The sequence below is a fragment of the Lentzea guizhouensis genome, assembly GCF_001701025.1.
Classification (GTDB): Bacteria; Actinomycetota; Actinomycetes; order Mycobacteriales; family Pseudonocardiaceae; genus Lentzea; species Lentzea guizhouensis.
Map to the genome: position 1 here is coordinate 2,006,747 of NZ_CP016793.1, position 22,706 is coordinate 2,029,452.

The 22,706-nt window shown below is 69.8% G+C and carries 27 protein-coding genes; 17 read left to right on the top strand and 10 right to left on the bottom strand.

Annotated features, from left to right (window positions below; all coding sequences use genetic code 11):
- Positions 1-24 precede the first annotated feature (24 nt).
- Positions 25-894, bottom strand: a complete 870-nt coding sequence (mca, locus tag BBK82_RS10025) for a mycothiol conjugate amidase Mca (protein WP_065914754.1) — start codon at positions 892-894, stop codon at positions 25-27.
- Positions 895-990: 96 nt separating this feature from the next.
- Here mca and BBK82_RS10030 point away from each other — a divergent pair, with 96 nt between their 5' ends.
- Together BBK82_RS10030 and greA are read left to right on the top strand one after the other, a co-directional pair.
- Positions 991-1,413, top strand: coding sequence for a DUF4307 domain-containing protein (locus BBK82_RS10030; protein ID WP_065914755.1), 423 nt, complete (start codon positions 991-993; stop codon positions 1,411-1,413).
- Between the two features lie 184 nt (positions 1,414-1,597).
- The gene (gene greA, locus BBK82_RS10035; RefSeq protein ID WP_154697967.1) at positions 1,598-2,095 is read left to right on the top strand and encodes a transcription elongation factor GreA; all 498 of its coding nucleotides are present in this window, start codon (positions 1,598-1,600) and stop codon (positions 2,093-2,095) included.
- Between the two features lie 43 nt (positions 2,096-2,138).
- Here greA and BBK82_RS10040 read toward each other — a convergent pair whose 3' ends face one another.
- Positions 2,139-2,657 (bottom strand): Lrp/AsnC family transcriptional regulator, encoded by a 519-nt coding sequence (locus BBK82_RS10040; RefSeq protein ID WP_065914756.1) that lies wholly within the window; start codon positions 2,655-2,657, stop codon positions 2,139-2,141.
- 74 nt (positions 2,658-2,731) lie between these two features.
- Between BBK82_RS10040 and hppD the strand changes: the two genes are divergently transcribed.
- Together hppD and BBK82_RS10050 are read left to right on the top strand one after the other, a co-directional pair.
- Positions 2,732-3,913, top strand: coding sequence for a 4-hydroxyphenylpyruvate dioxygenase (gene hppD / locus BBK82_RS10045; protein ID WP_065920951.1), 1,182 nt, complete (start codon positions 2,732-2,734; stop codon positions 3,911-3,913).
- A gap of 54 nt (positions 3,914-3,967) precedes the next feature.
- Positions 3,968-4,216 (top strand): hypothetical protein, encoded by a 249-nt coding sequence (locus tag BBK82_RS10050; RefSeq protein ID WP_065914757.1) that lies wholly within the window; start codon positions 3,968-3,970, stop codon positions 4,214-4,216.
- Between the two features lie 130 nt (positions 4,217-4,346).
- Here the strand turns inward: BBK82_RS10050 and BBK82_RS10055 are convergent, their stop codons facing one another.
- The 3 genes from BBK82_RS10055 to BBK82_RS10065 form a co-directional block, all read right to left on the bottom strand.
- Positions 4,347-5,492 carry a cystathionine gamma-synthase gene (locus BBK82_RS10055; RefSeq protein ID WP_065914758.1) on the bottom strand — a complete coding sequence of 382 codons (1,146 nt, stop codon included), beginning with the start codon at positions 5,490-5,492 and terminating at the stop codon, positions 4,347-4,349.
- A gap of 99 nt (positions 5,493-5,591) precedes the next feature.
- On the bottom strand, positions 5,592-6,731 hold the full coding sequence (locus BBK82_RS10060; RefSeq protein WP_065914759.1) for an RDD family protein: 1,140 nt from the start codon (positions 6,729-6,731) through the stop codon (positions 5,592-5,594).
- A gap of 88 nt (positions 6,732-6,819) precedes the next feature.
- Positions 6,820-8,187 carry a cystathionine beta-synthase gene (locus tag BBK82_RS10065; protein ID WP_065914760.1) on the bottom strand — a complete coding sequence of 456 codons (1,368 nt, stop codon included), beginning with the start codon at positions 8,185-8,187 and terminating at the stop codon, positions 6,820-6,822.
- Positions 8,188-8,304: 117 nt separating this feature from the next.
- Here BBK82_RS10065 and BBK82_RS10070 point away from each other — a divergent pair, with 117 nt between their 5' ends.
- From BBK82_RS10070 to BBK82_RS10080, 3 genes are all read left to right on the top strand, one after another.
- A complete protein-coding gene (locus BBK82_RS10070) occupies positions 8,305-9,168 on the top strand; it encodes an SGNH/GDSL hydrolase family protein (protein WP_237048115.1) in 864 nt (287 codons plus the stop codon).
- Positions 9,169-9,258: 90 nt separating this feature from the next.
- A complete protein-coding gene (locus tag BBK82_RS10075; protein WP_065914762.1) occupies positions 9,259-10,479 on the top strand; it encodes an acetyl-CoA C-acetyltransferase in 1,221 nt (406 codons plus the stop codon).
- Between the two features lie 168 nt (positions 10,480-10,647).
- The gene (locus BBK82_RS10080; protein ID WP_065914763.1) at positions 10,648-10,857 is read left to right on the top strand and encodes a hypothetical protein; all 210 of its coding nucleotides are present in this window, start codon (positions 10,648-10,650) and stop codon (positions 10,855-10,857) included.
- On the opposite strand, the gene BBK82_RS10085 is transcribed toward BBK82_RS10080, so the two are convergent.
- Entirely contained in the window at positions 10,854-11,264 is a 411-nt protein-coding gene (locus BBK82_RS10085) for a GNAT family N-acetyltransferase (protein ID WP_237048116.1), read from the bottom strand. The two genes, BBK82_RS10080 and BBK82_RS10085, sit on opposite strands and share 4 nt — an antisense overlap.
- Positions 11,265-11,335: 71 nt before the next feature.
- The gene (locus BBK82_RS10090; protein WP_065914765.1) at positions 11,336-12,139 is read right to left on the bottom strand and encodes a Bax inhibitor-1/YccA family protein; all 804 of its coding nucleotides are present in this window, start codon (positions 12,137-12,139) and stop codon (positions 11,336-11,338) included.
- A 331-nt stretch (positions 12,140-12,470) separates the two neighbouring features.
- Between BBK82_RS10090 and BBK82_RS10095 the strand changes: the two genes are divergently transcribed.
- The 3 genes from BBK82_RS10095 to BBK82_RS10105 all read left to right on the top strand — a co-directional run bounded on the left by BBK82_RS10095 (position 12,471) and on the right by BBK82_RS10105 (position 15,782).
- The gene (locus BBK82_RS10095; protein WP_083267898.1) at positions 12,471-13,859 is read left to right on the top strand and encodes an MSCRAMM family protein; all 1,389 of its coding nucleotides are present in this window, start codon (positions 12,471-12,473) and stop codon (positions 13,857-13,859) included.
- A complete protein-coding gene (locus tag BBK82_RS10100; protein WP_065920953.1) occupies positions 13,856-14,563 on the top strand; it encodes a class F sortase in 708 nt (235 codons plus the stop codon). The genes BBK82_RS10095 and BBK82_RS10100 overlap by 4 nt, the downstream gene beginning before the upstream one ends.
- 82 nt (positions 14,564-14,645) lie before the next feature.
- On the top strand, positions 14,646-15,782 hold the full coding sequence (locus tag BBK82_RS10105; protein ID WP_237048117.1) for a polysaccharide deacetylase family protein: 1,137 nt from the start codon (positions 14,646-14,648) through the stop codon (positions 15,780-15,782).
- A 106-nt stretch (positions 15,783-15,888) separates the two neighbouring features.
- Here BBK82_RS10105 and BBK82_RS10110 read toward each other — a convergent pair whose 3' ends face one another.
- Positions 15,889-16,926 carry a PQQ-dependent sugar dehydrogenase gene (locus BBK82_RS10110; RefSeq protein WP_065914767.1) on the bottom strand — a complete coding sequence of 346 codons (1,038 nt, stop codon included), beginning with the start codon at positions 16,924-16,926 and terminating at the stop codon, positions 15,889-15,891.
- 303 nt (positions 16,927-17,229) lie between these two features.
- On the opposite strand from BBK82_RS10110, the gene pqqA reads away from it, so the two are divergent.
- The 7 genes from pqqA (at position 17,230) to BBK82_RS53920 (ending at position 21,537) form a co-directional block, all read left to right on the top strand.
- Positions 17,230-17,352, top strand: coding sequence for a pyrroloquinoline quinone precursor peptide PqqA (pqqA, locus tag BBK82_RS10115; RefSeq protein WP_063798906.1), 123 nt, complete (start codon positions 17,230-17,232; stop codon positions 17,350-17,352).
- Between the two features lie 90 nt (positions 17,353-17,442).
- Positions 17,443-18,138, top strand: a complete 696-nt coding sequence (pqqC, locus tag BBK82_RS10120; protein WP_065914768.1) for a pyrroloquinoline-quinone synthase PqqC — start codon at positions 17,443-17,445, stop codon at positions 18,136-18,138.
- Positions 18,135-18,413, top strand: coding sequence for a pyrroloquinoline quinone biosynthesis peptide chaperone PqqD (pqqD, locus tag BBK82_RS10125; RefSeq protein ID WP_065914769.1), 279 nt, complete (start codon positions 18,135-18,137; stop codon positions 18,411-18,413). The genes pqqC and pqqD overlap by 4 nt, the downstream gene beginning before the upstream one ends.
- A complete protein-coding gene (pqqE, locus tag BBK82_RS10130; protein ID WP_065914770.1) occupies positions 18,400-19,485 on the top strand; it encodes a pyrroloquinoline quinone biosynthesis protein PqqE in 1,086 nt (361 codons plus the stop codon). Before pqqD ends, pqqE begins: the two co-directional genes overlap by 14 nt.
- Positions 19,482-20,357: a pyrroloquinoline quinone biosynthesis protein PqqB gene (gene pqqB / locus BBK82_RS10135; protein ID WP_065914771.1), complete on the top strand. Its 876-nt coding sequence runs from the start codon at positions 19,482-19,484 to the stop codon at positions 20,355-20,357. Before pqqE ends, pqqB begins: the two co-directional genes overlap by 4 nt.
- An 18-nt stretch (positions 20,358-20,375) precedes the next feature.
- Positions 20,376-21,137 carry an RsbRD N-terminal domain-containing protein gene (locus BBK82_RS10140; RefSeq protein WP_237048118.1) on the top strand — a complete coding sequence of 254 codons (762 nt, stop codon included), beginning with the start codon at positions 20,376-20,378 and terminating at the stop codon, positions 21,135-21,137.
- A 67-nt stretch (positions 21,138-21,204) separates the two neighbouring features.
- Positions 21,205-21,537, top strand: a complete 333-nt coding sequence (locus tag BBK82_RS53920; protein WP_237048119.1) for a helix-turn-helix domain-containing protein — start codon at positions 21,205-21,207, stop codon at positions 21,535-21,537.
- Here the strand turns inward: BBK82_RS53920 and BBK82_RS10145 are convergent.
- Together BBK82_RS10145 and BBK82_RS10150 are read right to left on the bottom strand one after the other, a co-directional pair.
- Positions 21,505-21,873: a hypothetical protein gene (locus tag BBK82_RS10145; RefSeq protein WP_154697224.1), complete on the bottom strand. Its 369-nt coding sequence runs from the start codon at positions 21,871-21,873 to the stop codon at positions 21,505-21,507. The genes BBK82_RS53920 and BBK82_RS10145 overlap by 33 nt on opposite strands.
- 4 nt (positions 21,874-21,877) lie before the next feature.
- Positions 21,878-22,702 carry an SGNH/GDSL hydrolase family protein gene (locus BBK82_RS10150; RefSeq protein WP_083267899.1) on the bottom strand — a complete coding sequence of 275 codons (825 nt, stop codon included), beginning with the start codon at positions 22,700-22,702 and terminating at the stop codon, positions 21,878-21,880.
- Positions 22,703-22,706: the final 4 nt, after the last annotated feature.

Sequence of the window (22,706 nt, forward strand, 5' to 3'; positions counted from 1 at the left end):
CCGTGTCGGTCCAGGGGTTCACCCCTAGACCTTAACTCCGGCGAACAGGTCGTCCTCTGGCAGCGTCGAGTCGACCAGTGAGCGGACGAGCTCGTACTCCTCGGTCGGCCACACCTCGACCTGGATGTCCATCGGGATGGCGAACCAGCGGCTGGTCGGGTCGATCTGGGTGGCGTGGGCCTTGAGGGCCTCGTCGCGGACGTCGAAGTACTTGGAGCACTCGACGCGGGTGGTGACGCGGTCCATCACGTCCGGGCGGTTGGCGTCCCAGTTCGCGAGCCACTCGGTGTAGGGCGACTCCAGGCCGCGGGCCTCCAGGGCTTCGTGGAACGCCATCAGCTTGGCGCGGGAGAAGCCGTGTGAGTAGTAGACCTTCTGCGTCTCCCAGGGCTTGCCCAGCGAAGGGTCGAACGAGGGGTCGGCGGCCGCGTCGATCGCGGCCATCGAGATCTCGTGCGTGCGGATGTGGTCGGGGTGCGGGTAGCCGCCGTTCTCGTCGTAGGTGACGATCACGTGCGGGCGGAAGTCGCGGATCGCCTCGACCAGTGACGGGACGGACTCCTCCAGCGGCACGAGGGCGAAGCAGCCCTCCGGCAGCGGTGGCAGCGGGTCGCCCTCCGGCAGCCCGGAGTCCTTGAAGCCCAGCCAGCGGTGCTGGATGCCCAGGATCTTGGCCGCGTTGGCCATCTCCTCGCGGCGGACCTCGATGATGTTCTCGAGCACGTCCGGCTTGTCCATCGCCGGGTTGAGAATGCTGCCCGCACCACCGTCGGTGCAGGTCACGACCATCACGTCGTGCCCTTCCGCGATGTAGCGGGCCATCGTGGCCGCGCCTTTGCTCGACTCGTCGTCGGGATGTGCGTGCACTGCCATAAGGCGCAGCTTGTCGGCCATGACCCCCGTGGTCCTCCTGTGTGAACGGTCCTGCGACACTCATCAACTGAACGTCGGGCACCATTGTTCCCCAGAGGCTTGAGGAGGCGCGGGGTAGTGGCACAGCGCGCCCTCCCGGAAGGCCGGTACGGCAGGAGCACCCGCAAGAAGCTGCCCTGGTGGGCGCGGGTGGCGTTACTCGCCGTAGCCGTGGGGGTGGGTGCGGTCGTCGCGATCGTGGGTTACCGGAATCTCGGCACAAAACCGATCGAGGCCGAACAGACGGCGTTCCAGATCCTCGACAGCGAGCGGGTAGAGGTCACATTCCAGGTTTCCCGAGATCAACCTGAGCGGCCGGCCGTGTGCATCATTCGGGCCCGGTCCAAGGACGGGGACGAAGCGGGCCGGCGTGAAGTTCTGGTCCCGCCCGGTAATTCGACCGTTGTCGAGACAACAGTTGTTCGCGGGTCGAAGCCGCCGGTCACCGGCGAAGTCTTCGGCTGCTCCTACCAGGTTCCCGCCTACTTGTCCACGAGCTAGCGGCCAAGCGGGTGATCTGCGGTTTAAACGGCGAGATGCGGAACAAATCGCCGTCGCTGAGCGTTGTCTCCGTGTTACTATTGCAGCTCAAGCACGGCCCCGGCGCGGGCCGTGTTTTTCCGTTCCGAGCCCCAGGCCCGGGAACTATCTGGTGCACACGCATGCGCCGGAGCAAGACGAGGAGTTGGTGACCGTGAGCGACACCCAGGTGACCTGGCTGACCCAGGAGGCCTACGACCGGCTCAAGGCTGAGCTGGACGAACTGATCGCGTACCGCCCGGTCATGGCTGCCGAGATCAACGCTCGTCGCGAAGAGGGCGACCTCCGCGAGAACGGCGGCTACCACGCGGCTCGCGAGGAGCAGGGCAAGCAGGAGGCGCGCATCCGCCAGCTGCACGAGCTGCTCCAGGCCGCGAAGGTCGGCGAGGCTCCCACCACGAAGGGTGTCGCGGCACCGGGCACGGTGCTCACGATCCGCTACGAGGGCGACGACGAGACCGAGACCTTCCTGCTGGCGACGCGGGAAGAGGGCGCGCACGGCGAGATGGAGGTCTACTCCCCGTCCTCGCCGCTCGGCAAGGCGCTGAACGGCTCGAAGGACGGCGAGACCGTCGAGTACGAGCTGCCCAACGGCAAGCTCCAGAAGGTCACGCTGATCTCCGCCGTTCCCTACGCTGGCTGACGTCAGCTTTCTTCGAACGTGTTCGGGCAATGACACAGGGCGGTCACCTCGGTGGCCGCCCCTCTGTCTTCTTCACGCGTTCCAGGAGCGGCCGCACACGGGGCGGCACCGGCGTGGAGAGCGCGATCGACGTGGACAGCCGGCGCACGTGCGGCACGTCGACGATGTGGTCGACCACGCGCTGCAGGTCCGCGTTGGACCGCGCGACCATCCGCACGAAGAGGTCGCCCTGCCCGGTCGTCGCGTGCACCTCGCACACCTCGCTGATGGCGGCCAGGCCCTCGCACACCTCCTGCCGCCGGCCCTGCGCGATCTCGACGGTCGCGAACGCGGTCAGGCCGTAGCCCATCGCCCCGAGGTCGAGCGCGGGCGGGAAGCCGGTGAGCACGCCGCGGTCCGTCAGCCTGTCCAGCCTGGCCTGCACGGTGCCGCGCGCGACGCCGAGCCGCCGGGAGCATTCGAGGACGCCGAGGCGGGGCTCGTCGGTGAGGAGCAGCAGCAGCCGTGCGTCCAGTTCGTCGACGGTCTGGTCAGAGTGCTCACTCTGCTGGTCTTCGGGCATGCATCACTGTACAAATTGCGCAGCAAAATTGACGACTATTGCTCACCCTGTCGGGTCATTTCATGCTGTTGAACATGACGCAGCAGCTTGACGACGTGAGCTACGACCAGCTCCGGCAGCTCGTGGGGTTGGTCGACTACGACGCGACCAAGGACCCCTTCCCCGTGCGCGCCATGGACGCCGTGGTGTTCGTCGCGGGCAACGCGACCCAGACCGCCTGGCTGTACCAGGTGGCGTTCGGCATGGAGCTCGTGGCCTACGCGGGGCCTGAGACCGGCCAGCGCACCCACAAGTCGTTCGTGCTGAAGTCGGGCTCGGCCCGCTTCGTGATCCACGGCGGCGTGCAGCCCGGCTCCCCCCTGCTCGACCACCACCGCAAGCACGGCGACGGCGTCGTCGACCTGGCGCTGGAGGTCGGCAACGTCGACCAGTGCATCGAGCACGCCCGTCAGCAGGGCGCGACCGTGCTGGAGGAGCCGCACGACGTCTCCGACGAGCACGGCACCGTCCGCCTCGCGGCGATCGCGACGTACGGCGAGACCCGCCACACGCTCGTCGACCGCTCCAAGTACACCGGCCCGTACCTGCCCGGCTACGTCGCCAGGACCTCGACCGTGAAGCGGCCGGAGGGTGCCCCGAAGCGCCTGTTCCAGGCCGTCGACCACTGCGTCGGCAACGTCGAGCTCGGCAAGATGGACTACTGGGTCGAGTGGTACAACCGCGTCATGGGCTTCGTGAACATGGCGGAGTTCATCGGCGACGACATCGCCACCGACTACTCGGCGCTGATGTCCAAGGTCGTCTCCAACGGCAACCACCGGGTGAAGTTCCCGCTGAACGAGCCGGCGATCGCGAAGAAGAAGTCGCAGATCGACGAGTACCTCGAGTTCTACGAGGGTGCGGGCGTCCAGCACATCGCGCTGGCGACCAACGACATCATCAAGACCGTCACGGCCATGCGCGACGCCGGTGTCGAGTTCCTGGAGACCCCGGACTCGTACTACGACGACCCCGAGCTGCGCGCCCGCATCGGCGAGGTCCGGGTGCCGATCGAGGTCCTCAAGGAGCACCGCATCCTGGTCGACCGCGACGAGGACGGCTACCTGCTGCAGATCTTCACCAAGCCGATCGGCGACCGCCCCACGGTGTTCTACGAGCTGATCGAACGCCACGGCTCGCTGGGCTTCGGCAAGGGCAACTTCAAGGCGTTGTTCGAGGCCATCGAGCGCGAACAGGAACGCCGCGGCAACCTCTGATGCGCGTTCCCCGGTAGGCTGCCTCACAGGGGACTCACATCGTGGGGAGGTGGCATGGCACTCGTACGACGCGTGGCCGCGGTCATTCCGCTGGTCGGAGCCGTGACCACGGCTGCGGCACTGACCGGCGCGGCGTTCCTGACCGTGGCCCACGCCGGCTGCGACGAGGCCGGCCGCTTCGTCCGCACGGGCGAGTCGATCGAGTTCGTCGGCGGCTGCGTGAACGGCGCCGACCTGCCGGCGGCTCCCACAGCCGAGGTTGCGGACAACGTGGACAGGTTCGGCGGCTCGAAGAAGCCGTGACGCAGAAGCTGTGAAACGACGAAAGGCCCTCCCACCTGGGAGGGCCTTTCGTCGTTGCGCGGGTGCACGCGGGGAGCTTTCGTTCACCAGGAGCGCGCGAAAGGGCCCCGCGTGCGGTCCGGGTGACGGCTCAGCCGAGGGCTTCGAGGAGGTCGGCCACCAGGTCGTCGCCGGACTCGATGCCGACGGAGACACGCACGAGGTCGGCCGGCACCTCCAGCATCGAGCCCGCGGTCGAGGCGTGCGTCATCTTGCCGGGGTGCTCGATCAGCGACTCGACGCCGCCGAGCGACTCCGCCAGGGTGAAGAGCTTGGTGCGGGCGCACACCGCGAGTGCCGCCTCCTCGCCGCCCTCGACGAGGAACGAGACCATGCCGCCGAAGCGGCGCATCTGCTTGGCCGCCACCGCGTGACCGGGGTGCGCCTCCAGGCCCGGGTAGATGACCTTCTTCACCCTCGGGTGGCGCAGCAGGGCCTCGGCGACCAGCTCGGCGTTGTCGGAGTGCTTCTCCATGCGCAGTTCGAGGGTCTTGAGGCCGCGCAGGGTCAGGTAGGCGTCGAACGGGCCCGGGACCGCGCCCGCGCCGTTCTGCAGGAAGCCGAAGGCCGCGTCGGTCTCCTCGTCGGAGGTGACGAGGGCGCCGCCCACGACGTCGGAGTGGCCGCCGACGTACTTCGTGGTCGAGTGCAGGACCACGTCAGCGCCGAGCTCCAGCGGGGTCTGCAGGGCCGGGGACGCGAAGGTGTTGTCCACCACCAGCTTGGCGCCCGCGGAGTGGGTGACCGAGGCGATCGCGGCGATGTCGCCGACGTTCAGCAGCGGGTTGGTCGGCGTCTCGATCCACACGAGCTTCGTCGCCGGGGTGATCGCGGCGCGGATGGCGTCCACGTCGGAGACCGGGGCCGGCGAGTGGGTGATGCCCCACTGCGAGAAGACCTTGTCGATCAACCGGAACGTGCCGCCGTAGGCGTCGTTCGGGATGACGATGTGGTCGCCGGGCTTGAGGAACGCGCGCAGCGCCGTGTCGGTCGCACCCATGCCGGAGGAGAACGCACGGCCGTAGCGGCCGCGTTCCAGAGAGGCGAGGGCGGTCTCCAGCGCACGGCGGGTCGGGTTGCCGGTGCGCGAGTACTCGAAGCCCTGGCGCAGCCCACCGACGCCGTCCTGGGCGTACGTCGACGTCGCGTAGATGGGCACGTTCACCGCACCCGTGGTCGGGTCCGGGTCCTGGCCGGCGTGGATCGCCCTGGTCGCGAAGCCGTATGGGGTGCTCATGTCCGAAGGGTACTCACCCGTCTGGCCGCCGACCGGCAGGAGTGCGGAAACGAAACGGCCCCCGGTCGTGAAGACCGGGGGCCGCGCCGTCGAAGCGTCTTACCAGCCCTGCTGCTGGCCGTAGCCCTGCTGCGGCGGCTGGCCGTAGCCACCCTGCTGCGGCTGCTGCGGGTAGCCGCCGGTGCCCGGCTGCTGCGCGTAACCGCCGGTGTTCGGGCCGCCGTAGGGCGACGCCGTCTCCGGCCAGTTGATCACGACGGTGCCGCAGATCTTGTCGGAGTAGGTCTCCTTCTTCGGCTGGTTCCACAGCGGCGCCAGGTAGTTCACCAGCGCACCGATGCCGCACGCCAGACCGAAGGCGTAGTTGATGAGCAGGCGGAGGAACGCGGTGCCACCGCCGGGCGGCTGCTGCGTGTCCTCCTTGATCAGCTTGATCTTGGCGACCTTCTTGCCCAGCGACTGACCCGTCGAGCCACCGCGCACGATGGTGTTCCAGATCATGAAGCCGAGCGATCCGCCGTAGCCGACGACGATCGCCACGAGGCCGAAGATGCCCGCCGTGTCCGGCGATCCGGTCGACGCGCCGATCAGGCTGATCACGAACGCGAGCAGCCAGCCGACGACACCGGGGATGCCGTAGTCGATCAGACCCGCGACGAACCGCGAGCCCCACTCGGCGTAACCGGTGGGCGGCATGGGAGCCATCCCGGGGCCGGGCATGCCGTAGCCGGGCTGGCCGTAGGGCTGCTGCGGCTGGCCGTACGGCGAGCTCTGCGGCGCACCGTAGGGCTGCTGCGGCTGGCCGTAGGGGTTGGACTGCGCGGGCTGGCCGTACGGGTTGGACTGCGCAGGCTGGCCGTACGGGCTCGACTGCGCGGGCTGGCCGTACGGGTTCGACTGCGGAGCACCGTAGGCCGGCGGCTGCTGCGGAGCGCCGTACGGGGGCGGCGGCTGCTGGGCGGGGAACCCGCCGGAGCCGGGACCCTGTGCCGGGAAACCGCCGGAGCCGGGAGCAGCGGCGGCCGGAGGCACCTGCCCCGGGCTCACGACCTGGGTGGCGTCCGCGTTCTGCTGCGGCGCGGCAGGCGTCTGACCAGGCGAGACGACCTGCGTGGCGTCCGGGTTGTGGGAAGCCTGCGGCTGCCCTCCTCCCGGGACGACCTGCGTGGCGTCCGCGTTTGGCTGCTCGTGCTGCGGCTGACCGCCGAACGGATTTCCTGGCGGCTGCGGAGCGTTCATCCGGTTTCCAACCCCCTTGGCTGGGCCGTGTGTGGGTGAGTCTTGGTGATCTGGGGCGTCACGCTATCGGACGCACGGGCCTCCACGCTCAGCGACCAGCCAAGAACCCGAGAATGTCTTGCCTTGTTACGACGCCGGCGGGCTTCCCGTCCTCCAGCACGAGCGCGCCGTCGGCGTGCGCCATGGCCGCCATCGCCACACTGACGGGCTCGCCGGCGCCGAGCGTGGGCAGCGGGACACCCATGTGCTTGTCGAGGCGGTCGGACAGCTGGGCCTTGCCGGTGAACAGCGCGTCGAGCAGGTCGCGCTCGTTGACGGCACCGGAGACCTCGGCCGCCATGACCGGCGGTTCCGCGTTAACGACGGGCATCTGCGAGACGCCGAACTCGCGCAGGATCGCCACCGCGTCACCCACGGTCTCGTTCGGGTGCGCGTGCACGAGGTCGGGCAGCTGGCCGCCCTTGCGCCGCAGCACGTCACCGACGGTCGCGCCGGTCGAGTCGGGCGGCAGGAAGCCGTAGGAGGCCATCCAGCGGTCGTTGAAGACCTTCGACAGGTAGCCGCGGCCGCCGTCGGGCAGCAGCACGACCACGACCGCGTCCTCCGGCAGGTCGCGGGCCACGCGCAGCGCCGCGGCCGCCATGCCGCACGAGCCGCCGACGAGCAGGCCCTCCTCGCGGGCCAGCCGGCGGGTGACGTCGAACGAGTCGGCGTCGGAGACCTCGACGATCTGGTCGCAGACGGTCTTGTCGTAGGTCTCCGGCCAGAAGTCCTCGCCGACGCCCTCGACCAGGTACGGCCGGCCGGTGCCGCCGGAGTACACCGAGCCCTCCGGGTCGGCGCCGATGATCCGCACCGCGCCGTCCGAGACCTCCTTGAGGTACCGGCCGGTGCCGGAGATCGTGCCGCCGGTGCCGACGCCCGCGACGAAGTGCGTGATCTTGCCGTCCGTCTGACGCCAGATCTCGGGTCCGGTCTGGTGGTAGTGGCTCGCCGGGTTCTCCGGGTTCGCGTACTGGTTCGGCTTCCAGGCGCCGGGGATCTCGCGGACCAGCCGGTCGGAGACGTTGTAGTACGAGTCCGGGTGCTCGGGCGCGACGGCGGTCGGGCACACCACGACCTCGGCGCCGTAGGCCTTGAGGACGTTGCGCTTGTCCTCGCTGACCTTGTCGGGGCACACGAACACGCACTTGTAGCCCTTGCGCTGCGCGACCAGGGCGAGACCCACGCCGGTGTTGCCGGAGGTGGGCTCCACGATCGTGCCGCCGGGCTGCAGCTCACCGGACTTCTCGGCCGCCTCGACCATCCGCAGCGCGATGCGGTCCTTCACGCTGCCGCCGGGGTTGAGGTACTCGACCTTGGCCAGGACCGTCGCCTTGATCCCCGACGTCAGCGAGTTCAGCTTGACCAGCGGCGTGTTGCCGACCAGATCGACGACGTGCTCGACGTACTCCACCGGTATCCACTCCCTGCTCCCACACTCCGAGATGGCGGGACGAAGCCTAGCTCTAGTGACGGCGGAGGTTGATTCGAACAGCGGTACCGACGATTCCGGGGGAAAGGGGTGGTGCGCATGTTCGGGCTGAGGCACCTCCGCGCGGTCACCATGACCGCGGCGACCCTGGGCGGGCTGTCCGGCGCGCTGGTGGGGTTGTTGAACGAGCAGGGCAGACGGGCCCGCGTGGCCATCGGCGTGCTGGAACACCTCTGGCCGGCCCCCGACGGGGTCTACCGGGACGACGGCGGCGAGCCCGTGCGGTTCGCGGTGCTCGGCGACTCGATGGCGGTGGGCGTCGGTGTGACCGGTCCCTCGCAGATGCCGGGTGTGTTGCTCGCGCAGGCGCTGGCCGAGGAGGCGGTCAGACCGGTGCGGCTGACGACGTACGCGATCAGCGGCTCGACCACGCGGGACCTGGTGCCGCAGGTCGACCGGGCCGTCGCCGACGAGCCGCAGGTGGCGCTGGTGATCATCGGCGCGAACGACGTGACGACGCGGATGCCGGTGCGCGAGTCGGCGGCGTTGCTCGGTGAGCAGGTGCGCCGGCTGCGGGAGATCGGCTGCGGCGTGGTGGTCGGCACGTGCCCCGACCTCGGGATCGTGCGGCCGATCCCGCAGCCGCTGAGGGCGGTCGGGCGGCGGTACGGCCTGCGGCTCGCGGCGGCGCAGACGGCCGAGGTGCGCCGGGCGGCGGGACCGCGGTGTCGCTCGCGAACCTGCTGGCGCCGGAGTTCCTGGCCCGGCACGTCGACATGTTCAGCTCCGACCGGTTCCACCCAGCGCTGTGGGTTACGAAGCGGCGGCCGGCGTGCTGCTCGCGCCGTTGTGCCAGGTGGCGGGTCTGTGGCCGGCTGGGCGGCACCGGCGCCGTTGCGGTCGGCGGCGCTCGCGGTGGGCCCGTCGCGGTGGCCGGCGTGGCTGCAAAGGCGGCACGTCTGAGTTCCGGAATTCTCGTCACTCACGCTGGCCGGGGTGAGCGGGCGTTAACTAGGCTCGATGCGACCTTGACCCTCAACGAGGAGTTCCGTGATGCCTGAGGCCGTGATCGTCTCTGCCGCCCGCTCCCCCATCGGCCGCGCGGGCAAGGGCTCGCTGAAGGACGTGCGGCCCGACGACCTCGCCGCGCAGATGGTCAAGGCGGCGCTGGACAAGGTGCCGCAGCTCGACCCCGCGCAGATCGACGACCTGATGCTCGGCTGCGGCCTGCCCGGCGGCGAGCAGGGCTTCAACATGGCGCGCGTCGTCTCCGTACTGCTCGGTCACGACACCCTGCCCGGCACGACGGTCACCCGGTACTGCGCCTCGTCGCTGCAGACCACGCGCATGGCCCTGCACGCCATCAAGGCCGGCGAGGGTGACGTGTTCATCTCCGCGGGCGTCGAGACGGTGTCGCGGTTCGCCAAGGGCAGCTCGGACTCGTGGCCGGACACGCACAACCCGCTGTTCGCCGACGCCGAGGCGCGCACGGCCTCCGTCGCCGCCTCGGGCGCCTCGACGTGGGACGACCCGCGGGTCTCCGGCGCCCTGCCGGACATCTACGTCCCGATGGGCCAGACCGCGGAGAACCTGGCGCTGCTCAAGGGCGTCTCGCGGCAGGAGATGGACGAGTTCGGCGTCCGCTCGCAGAACCTCGCCGAGAAGGCGATCGCGGACGGCTTCTGGGCCCGCGAGATCACGCCGGTCACGCTGCCCGACGGCACCGTGGTCTCCACCGACGACGGCCCGCGCGCCGGCGTGACCTACGACGCCGTGTCGCAGCTGAAGCCGGTCTTCCGCCCCGACGGCCGGATCAACGCCGGCAACTGCTGCCCGCTCAACGACGGCGCCGCGGCACTCGTGGTCATGTCCGACACCAAGGCCCGCGAGCTCGGCATCACGCCGCTGGCGCGCATCGTGTCGACGGGCGTGTCGGGCCTGTCGCCGGAGATCATGGGCCTCGGCCCGGTCGAGGCCTCGAAGCGCGCGCTGGCCCTGGCCGGCCTTTCCATCTCGGACATCGACCTCGTCGAGATCAACGAGGCGTTCGCCGCCCAGGTCATTCCCTCGTACCAGGACCTCGGAATCGACCTGGATCGTTTGAACGTGAATGGTGGCGCAATCGCCGTCGGCCACCCGTTCGGCATGACCGGCGCGCGCATCACCACGACGCTGATCAATTCGCTGCAGTTCCACGACAAGCAGTTCGGCCTGGAAACGATGTGCGTCGGCGGTGGTCAGGGCATGGCGATGGTGCTGGAACGCCTTTCCTGACCCGGTCCTTTCTCCAAGATCTGCAATTTGACGCCTGCAAGTAGCTCCGTATCACCCGAACGGAGCTACTTGCCCGCCGTTGTCCTGCCGATGAGATGAATCATCGTGCATTGGCGTCATCGGGCGAGGGGGAGTCCGTCCCTACCGACGAGTCAGGAGGGAACGGACATGCCCTATGTGTGGTGGCAAAGCGAATATGACCTGCAATGCCATGCTTTCTCGCTCGACCAGGCCAACGGCACGCGGACCTATTACGAGGCCGTCTGCGAACACTCGGTGCCCGACGAGCGGGTGTCACGCGCACAGGCGGGCGCGCTCTGCACGGACTGCCTGATCAAGATCGGCACGGAACTGCCGGACGTCCGCTGGCGGGCTTAGGCCCGGCGCATGCCGACCGAGGCCGGCGCGGTGTCCACGAAGCCGTGCCGTTCGTAGAGACGGCGGCCGGGCGGATCCGCGAGCAGACTGACGCTCGCGGTGGGTGCGTGCTCGTGGATCAGCCGCAAAAGCGCGGTCATGACGGCGTCGCCGATGCCTTTGCGCTGATGACCGGGCAACACGGCCATGTCGATGATGTGGAAGTACCAGCCGCCGTCGCTGATCACGCGGCCCATGCCGACTGTCTCGCCTGATTCCACGTGAATGACGTGCGCGGCGGCCCACGCGCCGTCGATCCCGTTCTCGACTTCTGCCCTGGTGCGCGCGCTCAGACCGGATTCCTCGCGCAGGCGCAGGTAATCGTCAACGGCAGGCGGCTTCATCTCCAGGCGGTACCCGTGTTCCACACGTCCCAGCCTACAAACGCCGAAGGGCGCCCCGCCGAGACGGAACGCCCTTCGATCGAAAACCCCGGACGTCAGTCCGAGTTGAAGTACGACAGCAGGCGCAGGATCTCGGTGTACAGCCACACCAGGGTGACCGTGAGACCGAACGCGATCTGCCACGCGAACTTGGCCGGCACGCCGGCCCGGATCGCCTGGTCGGCGGCGTCGAAGTCGATCAGGAAGCTTAACGCCGCGAGGCCGATGCAGACGAGGCTGAAGATGATCGCGAGCGTGCCGCCCGAGCGGAGGCCGAGGCCGCCGGTCGTGAAGAAGCTCATGATCAGGTTGAAGAGCATCAGGATGGCGACACCGATGATCGCGCCCGTGATCCACTTCGTGAACTTCGGCGTGACGCGGATGGCACCGGTCTTGTAGACGATCAGCATGCCGGCGAAGACGCCGATCGTGCCGATGATCGCCTGGCCGATGACCACGACACCCTGACCGGGGTTGCCGGTCCAGCCGTCGATCAGGCGCCCGATGATCCCGCTGAACGCGCCGAGGAAGACACCTTCGACGGCCGCGTAGGCGAGGACGAGGGGCGGGCTCGGGTTGCGCTTGAACGTGATGACGAGCGCGAGCACGAGACCGATGATCGCGGCCGGGAACAGCAGTACCCAAGCCTGCATCAGGTAGGTGATGACTGCGGTGACGGCCACCACGGCCAGCGTGATGCCGGTCTTGGTGACGACGTCGTCGATCGTCATCGGCCGCTCGCTGGTCAGCGGCGGCGGGGCCTGCTGGTAGCCGGCTTCGGGCTGTCCGAAGCCTGCGTAGCCTCCGTACCCGCCGCCGGTCGGCAGGTTACGGAAAGCCGGGTTGCTGCTGGAGCGCACCTGGTCCTCCTGGGGCGTTGCCTTACGCCGTCACGGGTATCAACGAGCGAACTCGATGTCCTGTTCCCCGTCGGTAAAGCCGACTTTACTCGTTCAAGCGATCACACGTGCGCCAATAATGCGCGAACTCCTGCGAAGACTCCGGAGCGTGACCTGACTACGGCGTGTCGCGGCATGACACACCCGATGCACGTAACCGGCGTCACATTTCGATCACATTCACACGGACAGTAGCGCCACACTTCCCCCTCGTGGCGGCTTGTCCCCGGTGTGGGCTACCGACAAGCTCGCACGCGGGATCATCACTGGTCAGAGGGGATCAAGATTCACCATGGGCTGGAAACGTCTTGCCGCTGTGGCGGCGGTCTCGGGGCTCGCCCTCCTGACCGTCCCCGCGCCGGCGACAGCGGTCGGCGTCAAGGGCATCGGCCACAACGCGACACAGGTCCAGCCCAACGCGACACCGGGCTCGGAGTGGCACGGCTCATACGTGTGGCAGGACAAGCACGTGTGGTGCGTGCAGTACGCCCTGCCCGCGCCGGACAGCGCCGTCGGCTACAAGCCCGGTGACGAGCTGCTGACCAAGGCGGGCAAGAAGCTCGACCCGGCCGTCGCCGCGAACATCTCCTACCTCCTGCTGCGCTACTCCACGACCAAGTCGCCGGAGGAGGCCGCCGCGCTCGCGCACCTGCTGCACAGCTGGACCGCCGCACCGGACGGCCCCGTGCGGTTCGACACCCCCGATCCGAAGTACCTCGCCTACAACGCCGAGTGGTACGCCGCGCGGCTGCCGCAGTCCGTGATGGACACCGTGGCGCGCCTGCGGGCCGACGCCGAGGCCAACCGCGGCCCGTGGACGCTCTCCGCGGCCGCGCCGACGGACCCGCTCGTCATCGGCACCGAGTCCACCTGGACCGTCGCCCTGCTCAAGCAGAACGACAAGGGCGTCCCCAACGCCCCGATCTCCTTCACGCTGACCGACGCCAAGCTCACCGACGGCAGCGCGAGCGGCACGGTCACCACCGACGCCAACGGCGCTCCGGTCGCGCTCAAGGTCATCCCGACCGGGCCGAAGCCGGCGATCGCGGTCACCGCGGACTCCCCCGCCGACAAGCCGGTCGTGCACCAGCCGATCCAGACCGAGAACATGCAGCGCATCGTCACCACCGGTGGCGAGAAGGAGCTGACCGCGGCCGCGAACGCTCCCGCCAGGACCGCGCCCGGCGCCGTGAAGATCACGAAGATCGACTCGGAGACCAAGAAGGCCATCGCGGGCGTCGCGCTGCGCGTCACGGCCAAGGACCAGACCAGCCCCGCGCTCAAGCAGGACGACAGCCCGCTGGTCGGCACCGACGGCAAGCCGCTGGTGCTGCAGACCGGCGCCGACGGCACGGTCGAGGTGCCGGGGCTGCGCACGCCGCAGGAGATCTGCCTGGTCGAGGTCGCCGCGCCCAAGGGGTACGAGGAGTTCTTCGACCCCAAGGCACCACCGGCCTCGTGCGGCTCGGTCGCTCCCGGCTCGACGCTCGCGCTGGAGCTCGTGAACAAGCCGAACACGCCGGTCGTGCCCAGCACGATCCCGGCCGGCACCGAGGGCAGCACGCCGGTGGCCACGGCGTCGTTCGAGACGCAGCTGCGGCCGGGCCTGATGCTCGCGGTGGGTGGCCTGGTGCTGCTCGGCGCGGCGCTGGCAGGCTTGCTGGTGTGGCGCAGGCAGTGAGTTCCAGGGCTTTCCTGACCGGTGTGCTGGTGGCGGGGGTCGCCGCCACCAGCGTGCTGGTCACCTCGTCGGAGACCGACGTCCTCGCGGGACGGCCGGTCGCCGACGAGATCCCCGTGGTCGGTCCCGGTCCGGTCGGTGACTCGATGAGCACCGGCCGCGGCGCCGACCTCACCGGGCTGATCGGGGGCGCGAACACGAACAACGCCAAGCCGGTCGAGCCCACGCAACAACAACCGCAGCAACAGCAACCCGCGCCGCCCAAGGCCGGTCCCGGTTCGGTGCGGCTGCCCTCCGGTGGATCCGCCACGCTGGTGCGCCGCGAGGTCGAGGACGGTGTGCTTCCCGTGCCCGACGGCATCGGCGAGGCGACCTGGTGGGGCACCGAACTCGCCGCCGCCGAGGGCGCGACCGTGCTCGCCGGGCACGTCGACTGGAAGGGCGCCAAGGGCCCCTTCGCCGAGCTGTGGCAGGCGCAGAACGGCCGCGAGGTCGTGATCGCGGACAGCTCCGGCAAGGAGTTCCGGTTCCGGATCAAGCAGATCGAGACGGTCCGCAAGGAGGAGCTGCCCGCCCGCGCGGTCGAGTTCTTCGGGCCACGAGGCCCGCACCGGCTCGTGCTCGTCACGTGCGGCGGTACCTGGATCGGTGGTCAGCAGGGCTACGAGGCGAACCGTGTGGTGATCGCCGAGCCCGTTGCGTGACCAATCGCCTCCACCGCGCAACCCGTTCGGGTGACCAGTCGTCTCCTTAGGTGTGAAGCGCTGGGGATGGTTGACCACGGGCGTGGCTCTCGCGCTGGCTCTCGTGCTGGTGATGACCCTGAGTCCGCACTCCGACCAGGAGCAGCAGGCGGAGACGGGCCCGTTGCCGATGGCACCCCGCCTGCCCGCGCCGAAGAACACCGGCCCGACGCCGCGGGTCCCCGACCCCACACCGGAACAGCTGCGGAAGCAGCCGTGGATGCACAGGCTGGGACAGGGCGAGAAGCCGCCGCAGTTCGTGCTGTTCTCCTTCGACGGCGCGGTGTCCAAGCAGCACTGGGACAAGGTCCTCCCGCTGACCAGGCAGACCGGCGCGCACGTCACGGGCCTGCTGTCCGGGGTGTACCTGCTGGCCGACCAGGACAAGACGCAGTACCAGCCGCCGGCGGGCCTCAAGCGCGGCCGCTCCGACATCGACTTCGGCGGCAGCAGGCAGGACATCGCGGCGCGCATCGAGTACCTGAACCAGGTCGTCGACGAGGGCCACGAGATCGGCACCCACTACAACGGCCACTTCTGCTCCGGTGGCAGCCAGCCGTCGGTGGACAAGTGGGACAACAAGGCCTGGAACCAGGAGCTGGACCAGTTCAGGCTGATCGTCGACAAGGCCCGCGCCGCCGGGTTCAAGCTGGCCGCCGACGCCGTCCGGGGTGGACGGACGCCGTGCCTGGAGGGCAACTGGGACGAGGCGTTCCCGGCGATGGCCGCGCACGGTCTGGTCTACGACACCAGCCAGGTGGCGCTCGGCGTGCAGTGGCCGTACGTCCACAACGGACTGTACGAGTTCCCGATGCCCGAGGTTCGCGTGCCCGCGCTGGGCAAGCAGGTCGTCATGATGGACTTCAACCTCTGGTACTCGCTCAACGGCGCGAAGGACGAGCCGGCCCGCGCTGGTGAGTTCACGCAGATCGTCGTCGACACGTACCGGTCGGTGTACCGGGCGGCGCTGAACGGCAACCGCGCGCCGCTGGTGATCGGCAACCACTTCAACGAGTGGAACGGGTCGGCGTTCTCCACGGCGATGGAACAGTTCCTCGGCGAGGTGTGCGGCAAACCGGAGACCGTGTGCGCCACCTACACCGAGGTGATCCAGTGGATGCAGCTGCAGGACCCGGCCGTCCTCGACCAGCTCCGCAAAATGCCCGCAGCCCGCAACTGACCCCTCACCCACCCGTGTTTCCCAGGGGCACGCGGGGGCCCTACGTTCCCCTGTAGGTAACGCGGGCCCCCGCGTGCGGTTGCAGCAGTGCGCGGATGGGTGAAGGTCAGCTGTCGGTGGAGATGATGCGGTCGTCGGTGGAGCCGGGCTGGCCGTTGGCGTCCTGGTTGGACGTGCCGAGCCACAGGGTGCCGTCGGGTGCGGGAGCGATCGAGCGCACCCGGCCGTAGGTGCCGGTGAACAACGCCTGCGGCGTGCCGAGCGTGGTGCCGTTGACCGGGATCTTCCAGATCCGGCGGCCGGTGACGGCGCCGACGTACAGCGCGTTCTTGTGGTAGGCGATGCCGGACGGGCCGGCCTGGCTGTTGGGCCACGTCCGCACCGGGTTCGTCATGCCCGCGGTGTTGCAGTTGCCCTCGCACGTCGGCCAGCCGTAGTTCTTGCCGGCCTCGATGCGGTTGATCTCGTCGGTCGTGTTGTTGCCGAACTCCGTGGCGTACGCGGTGTTGCCGGCCCACGTGATGCCCTGGACGTTGCGGTGGCCGATCGAGTAGACGACGCTGCCGGCGCGGGGGTTGCCGGCGGCGGGCCTGCCCGCGGTGTCGAAGCGCAGGACCTTGCCGCCCAGCGAGTTCCAGTTCTGCGCGGTGCCGGTGTTCTGGCCGTCGCCGGTGGTGGCCCACAGGAAGCCGTCGGGACCGAACTCCAGGCCGCCGCCGTTGTGGTAGCGGTTCTTGGGGATGCCGGTGACGATCGGCTGCGGCGTGCCGCCCAGCGCGAGCTTGGCGACCCGGTTGTCGGTCGCCGTCGAGTAGTAGATGTAGACCGAGTTGTCGGTCGCGAAGCTCGGTGACACGGCGAGCCCCAGCAGGCCGCCCTCACCGCCCGTGGTCTGGGCCTGTTCCACCGTGTCGAGCTCGGTCACGGTCGTGCCGGAGAGCTTCTTGATCTTGCGGGTGTCCCGCTCGGTGAAGATGCCGCTGCCGTCGGGTAGGAACTCGATGTCCCACGGGATGTCGAGCCTGGTCGCGAGTGTCCGTTCGGCGAGCGCGGAGGGGTCCTCCTGGGCGGAGGCCGGGATGGCGCAGAGGGATGCGGCGACGGCGGTGCAGGCTGCCGCTGCCGCGATACGACGAGCACGCATGTGTGCTCTCCTTCGGGTCCGCTCGTGGATTCTGTCTGCGGCGGAGGGTGTTGCAGGGCGTGTTTACCCAATCACAGCTCGCATCAACCCACAACGGTCATCCGATGTTTCGATACTTGGACCGGTTTCAGATGGTCACCCGGCTCGACCGACCAGGTTCCCAGCCCGATGACTTCAGGGAACCTTGTGGACGGTCTAGCGCGATCCACACTGGAAGTCCTACGGTGAAAGTCGCCGCCGCGCCCCCAACGGAAAGCCGTGCGCGCCCGTCCCGGGCACGCCGAAGACCGGAGGAGTTGCGCCATGAACGTTGCCGCTACCGCTACCGAGCAGAAGCTTCCCGAGGTCAAGCGCGAGTGGGTCAAGCCCGACTTCCGCGACTTCGAGACGCCGATGGAGGTCACCGCCTACGCGGCTCGCAGCTGACGTAGGACCTCGCGCCGGGATCCTCGCCATCGGGGAGGATCCCGGTTCCCCCTTGCGCGCGTCTCCCGCTCTTCCGAGGAGTTTCCGCTGATGACTGCCGTGTCTCCCGAGGAGTTCGTCGCCGAGCTCCGCGCACTCGCCCCGCGGTACTGGGACACCCACCCGTTCCACGTGCGCATGCACGAAGGCGGCCTGAGCAAGCACGAGCTGCAGGCGTGGGCCGCGAACCGCTGGTACTACCAGCGCTGCATCGCGCAGAAGGACGCCGCGATCCTGTCGAACTGCCCGTTGCCGGAGATCCGCAGGCAGTGGCGGGAGCGGATCATCTGGCACGACGGGACGCAGCCGGGTGAGGGTGGCGCCGAGAACTGGCTGCGGCTGGCCGAGGCGGTGGGGCTCACCAGGGAGGAGGTCCTCGACGAACGGCACGTGCTGCCCGGCACGAAGTTCGCCGTCGACGCCTACGTGAACTTCGCGCGCACCAAGCCGTGGGTCGAGGCGGTCGCGTCCGGGCTGACCGAGATGTTCTCGGGTGCGTTGATGCGCAAGCGGCTGGCGGCGTTGCGGGAGCAGTACCCGTGGATCGCCGAGGAGGGGTTCGCCTACTTCACCGACCGCATCCAGGCGGTCGCCGGTGAGGGACGGGCCACTCTGGACATCGTGGTCGACCATTCGACAACGCGCGAGCAGCAGCTCGCGGCGGTGGCGGCGTTGTCGTTCAAGTGCGACGTGCTGCGGGCCGTGCTGGACGCCGTCGACTACTACTCGGGCAAGGGGAAGCCGTGACCGCGGTCGTCGCGCTCGACGCCGTGCCGCGCATCCGGCGCGGGGTGAAGTGCACCTACGACCAGATCCGGTCGGCGCACGTGGTGCTGTTCCCGGAGGGCGTGCTGGTGCTGAACGAGACGGCTGCTTCCGTTGTGGCGCTTTGTGACGGCGTTCGCTCGGTGGGAGACATCGCGCTGGCGCTGGGCGACGAGTACGCCGGCGTCGACGCCGCGGACGTGGCGACGCTGGTGGCACGGCTGGTGGAACGGAGGGTGGTCGATGTCGACGGCTGAGGCCCCGTTCGGCCTGCTCGCCGAGCTCACGCACCGGTGCCCGCTGCAGTGCGGCTACTGCTCGAACCCGGTCGAGCTGGTGCGCAGGGACGCCGAGCTGACGACCGAGCAGTGGCGCGTCGTCTTCGACCAGGCGCGCTCGCTGGGGGTGTTGCAGATCCACCTGTCCGGCGGGGAACCGTTGCTGCGCCCCGACCTGCCCGAGCTGGTGACGCACGCGAACAGCCTCGGCTGCTACGTCAACCTGGTCACGTCGGGCGTGGGCCTGTCGCGCGACCGGTTGCGGGATCTGGCTGAGCGCGGTGCCGACCACGTGCAGCTCTCCCTGCAGGACGCGACGAAGGCCGGCAACGACCGGATCGCGGGCATCAAGGCGTTCGACCGCAAGGTGGAGGCGGCGACCTTCATCCGCGACGAGGGCCTGCCGCTCACCGTGAACACCGTGCTGCACCGGCAGAACCTCGACAACGTCGCCGGGATCATCGCGATGGCCGAGGAGATGGGCGCCGAACGCCTGGAGCTCGCCAACACCCAGTACTACGGCTGGGCGCTGCGCAACCGGGCCGTCCTGCTGCCGACGCGCGAACAGCTGGCGGCGGCCGACCCGGTCGTCGCCGCGGCCCAGGAACGGCTGCGCGGGCGGATGGAGATCGTCTACGTCATCGCCGACTACCACGAGGCACACCCGAAGCCGTGCATGTACGGGTGGGGTGCGCGCCAGCTGACCGTGGCACCGAACGGCGACGTGCTGCCGTGCCCCGCGGCCACGGTGATCACCTCGCTGGAGATCGAGAACGTGCGCTACTCGTCCCTGCACGACATCTGGTACCACTCCGCGTCGTTCAACGCCTTCCGCGGCTTCGAGTGGATGCGGGGCCCGTGCCGCTCCTGCCCGCGCAAGGAGATCGACTTCGGCGGGTGCCGCTGCCAGGCGTTCCAGCTGACCGGCGACGCCGCCGCGACCGACCCGGTGTGCTCGCTGTCCCCCGACCGGTCCACTGTGGACCTGATCTTGGCGACCGAGATGACACCTGTCGACGTGCCGGAGATGGCGATGAGGAAGATGCGGTGAAGGCGGTCCTGCTCGGCACGACGGCCGGTGGCGGGTTCCCCCAGTGGAACTGCGCGTGCTCGTTGTGCGCGCGGGCGCGGTCCGGCGAGTTGCCCTCGCGGTCGCAGGACTGCCTGGCGGTCAGCGCTGATGGCGACAACTGGTGGCTGGTCAACGCCTCGCCGGACATCCGCACCCAGATCGCCGCGTGTGAGTTGCTGAACCCCGGCCCCGGACCGCGCGAGACCCCGTTGCGCGGCGCGTTGTTCACGGACGCGGAGCTGGACCACACGCTGGGGTTGCTGACGTTGCGCGGCGGCGCGGGGCTGACGGTGTGGGCGCCGGGACCGGTGCTGCACGCGTTGCGGGACCACTTCGACCTGCGCACGGTGATCGACGGGTACGCGCCGGTGGCGTGGCACGAGGTCACCGGCGAGTTCGAGGTCGACGGACTCCGGGTGACGGCGATCCCGATCAGCGGCAAACGCCCGAAGTACGCGCGCTCGTCCACAGTGGACGGCGACTGGGTGGTCGCGTACCGGTTCGAGGACCCGGTCACCGGCGGTGTGCTGGTCTACGCGCCGTGCCTGGCGTCGTGGCCGGCCGGGTTCGGCGAGGTGGTGGCGGGCGCCCAGTGCCTGCTGCTGGACGGCACGTTCCACGCGGCCTCGGAGATGGGGACGGCGACCGGGAGCTCGTCCGGGCAGGCGGCGATGGGGCACCTGCCGATCACGGCGAGCCTGCCGGAGCTGCGGCGGTTCCCGGCGGTGCGGCGGATGTACACGCACTTCAACAACACCAACCCGGTGCTGGACCCGGACTCGCGCGAGTCGGCGGAGCTGCGGGAGGCCGGCGTGGAGGTGCCGGCGGACGGCACGGTCATCGAGCTCTAGGTAGGTCAGAATCGGCGGATGTCCTTCGTGATCGGCGGCCGTCCGCTGGCAGACCGCCTCCTGACCGAGCTGCCCGCCTTCACCCGGCAGGTGCTCGCCGAGATCACCGAACGGGTGCCGGCGTACCGGCAGCTGCCCGGTGAGGAGCTCGCGGGCGACATCACGCGGGTGATCGAGCAGACCCTGCGCGCGTTCGCCGGGGTGCTGCGCACCGGGACGCTGCCGTCCGGGGACGAGCTGCGGTTCCTGCGCGAGTCGGCGGCCAGGCGGGCCGAGGAGGGCGTGCCGATCGACGTGGTGCTCACCGCCTACCACGTGGGCATCCAGGTGGTCTGGGACGTGCTCGTGCCCGAGGCGAGGCCGGAGGAGATCGGCGAGGTGCTGGCGCTCAACGCGCTGGCCATGCGCTACCTGCAGGTCGTGACGCCGGTGGTGAGCGCCGGGTACCTCGACGAGCGGCAGACGATGTTCGACGACGAGCGGTCGGCGCGGCAGACGTTGCTGGCCGGGCTGCTCGACGGGAGCGTGGCGACGGCCGGGCCGTACGTGGTGCTGGCGGTGCACGTGCCGCCCCATCCCGACGAGCTGCTGGCCGGGGTGGACGCCTCGGTGGCGGCGCGGCGGAAGCTGCGGCGGTTGCGGACGGAGCTGGAACGGCACAGCCGGGAACCGGTGCTGTCGGCGTTGACCACCGGCGGCGGGATCGCGTTGCTGCCCGGTGAGGACGACCGGGTGGAGCGGGTCGTGGCGGACGCGGCGCGGGCCGCCGGGTGGAGCTGACGGTGGCGGCGGTCGCGGCCCCACCCTCCGGGTCGCGGCCGCCGGGCTCGCGAAGGAGGTGCTCGCCGTGGCCGTGCGATCCGGGCCCGGCCTCTACCGGCTGGGTGACGTGCTGCTGGAGTACCAGCTGTCCCGGCCGAGCGCGGCGCTCGCACCGCTGGCGGCGGTGGTGGCGCCGTTGACCGAGGAGCTGGTGCAGACGCTGGAGGTCTACCTGCGGCGCGGGTCGCGCCGGCCGGCCGCCACCGAGCTGCACGTGCACCCGAACACCGTCGACTACCGCCTGCGCCGGGTCGCGGAGCTGACCGGCCTCGACCCGACGCGGATCGAGCACGTCACGCTGCTGACGGCCGCCCTGGCCGCGCGGTCAGCCACCCACGAGCGGCCAGACCGGCCGTGAGCAGTCGGGTGCGCGGGCGTTCGGCGGGTCGAGCGCGTTGAGCACCTCGCGCAGTGCCACGTGGTCGAACGCCAGTGCCAGGCGGTCGGCGAAGTCGTTGGCGCACAGGTCTTGCAGCACGACGTTGCGGCCGCCGTCGAGGAGCTGCGACCGGTACGGCGTGACGACCCCGTCGTGGCGCGTGACGACGTCGTGGCCTCGCGCCGACGAGCCACGGGTCCGGTGCGCTCGGTTCATCCGCTGGAGCCCGTCGCCGGGGTCGTGGTGGTTGCGGTTGGCGGTCGGTGATGCGTGCTCGCGGCTGGGCCCAGGACCAGCCCCGCCGCGAGCACCCACGCGATCACCTCGCGGCCTTGGCCACCGCCGCCCCGAACGCCGCCATCCCGGCCGCGTTGGGGTGCAGCGGAGCCGCCACGGTCGTCGGGACCAGCCCCTCCAGGTAGCGGTCGGCGGGGGCGGCGCAGATGTCGTGGCCCACGGTCACCGCGGCGAAGTCCACGTAGGCCGCTCCGCGCTTGTGCGCCTCGGACCTGGCGGTGGCGCTGATCCGGTTCATGACGCTCTGCAGGTAGTCGCCGTCCCGGCTCCAGACCGGCTGGCGCGGGTAGCAGCCGCCCGGCCTGATGTAGGTGCCGTAGCCGGTGACCAGGACCTTCGCGTCCGGCGAGCGGCGCTTGACCTCGTCCAGCGCGGCGCCGAGCTCCGGCGCCCACGCGTCGACGGCCTTCGCGAGCTGGTCGGTACCTCCGGCGGTGTAGCGGTCCTTGCACGAGGTACCGACCGGTTCAGGCAGCAGGTTGATGCAGCTCAGCGCGGTCTGGAACAGGCCGATGTCGTTCGCGCCGATCGTCAGCGACACGAGGTCGGTCGACGGCTTGAGCGCGGTGAGCTGCGGCGGCACGAACCCGAACTGGCGACCGGCGAAGTCGTCGGTCTTCGCGCCCGAACAGGTCACGTCGGTGAGCCGGGCGCCGAGGAGTCCCGCCGCGACCCGCGGGTAGTCGCGGTCCGAACGCAGGCACCACAGCGCCGGGTCCTGGTCCGGGATCAGCGGACCGGCCGCTGCCGAGTCGCCCAGTGCCACGTACTCGAGGGTGTCCGCCTGGGCGGTGGTTGTTCCGGCGACCAAACCCGCCACCAGAGCCAACCCGGCCACGATCCGCATCCCG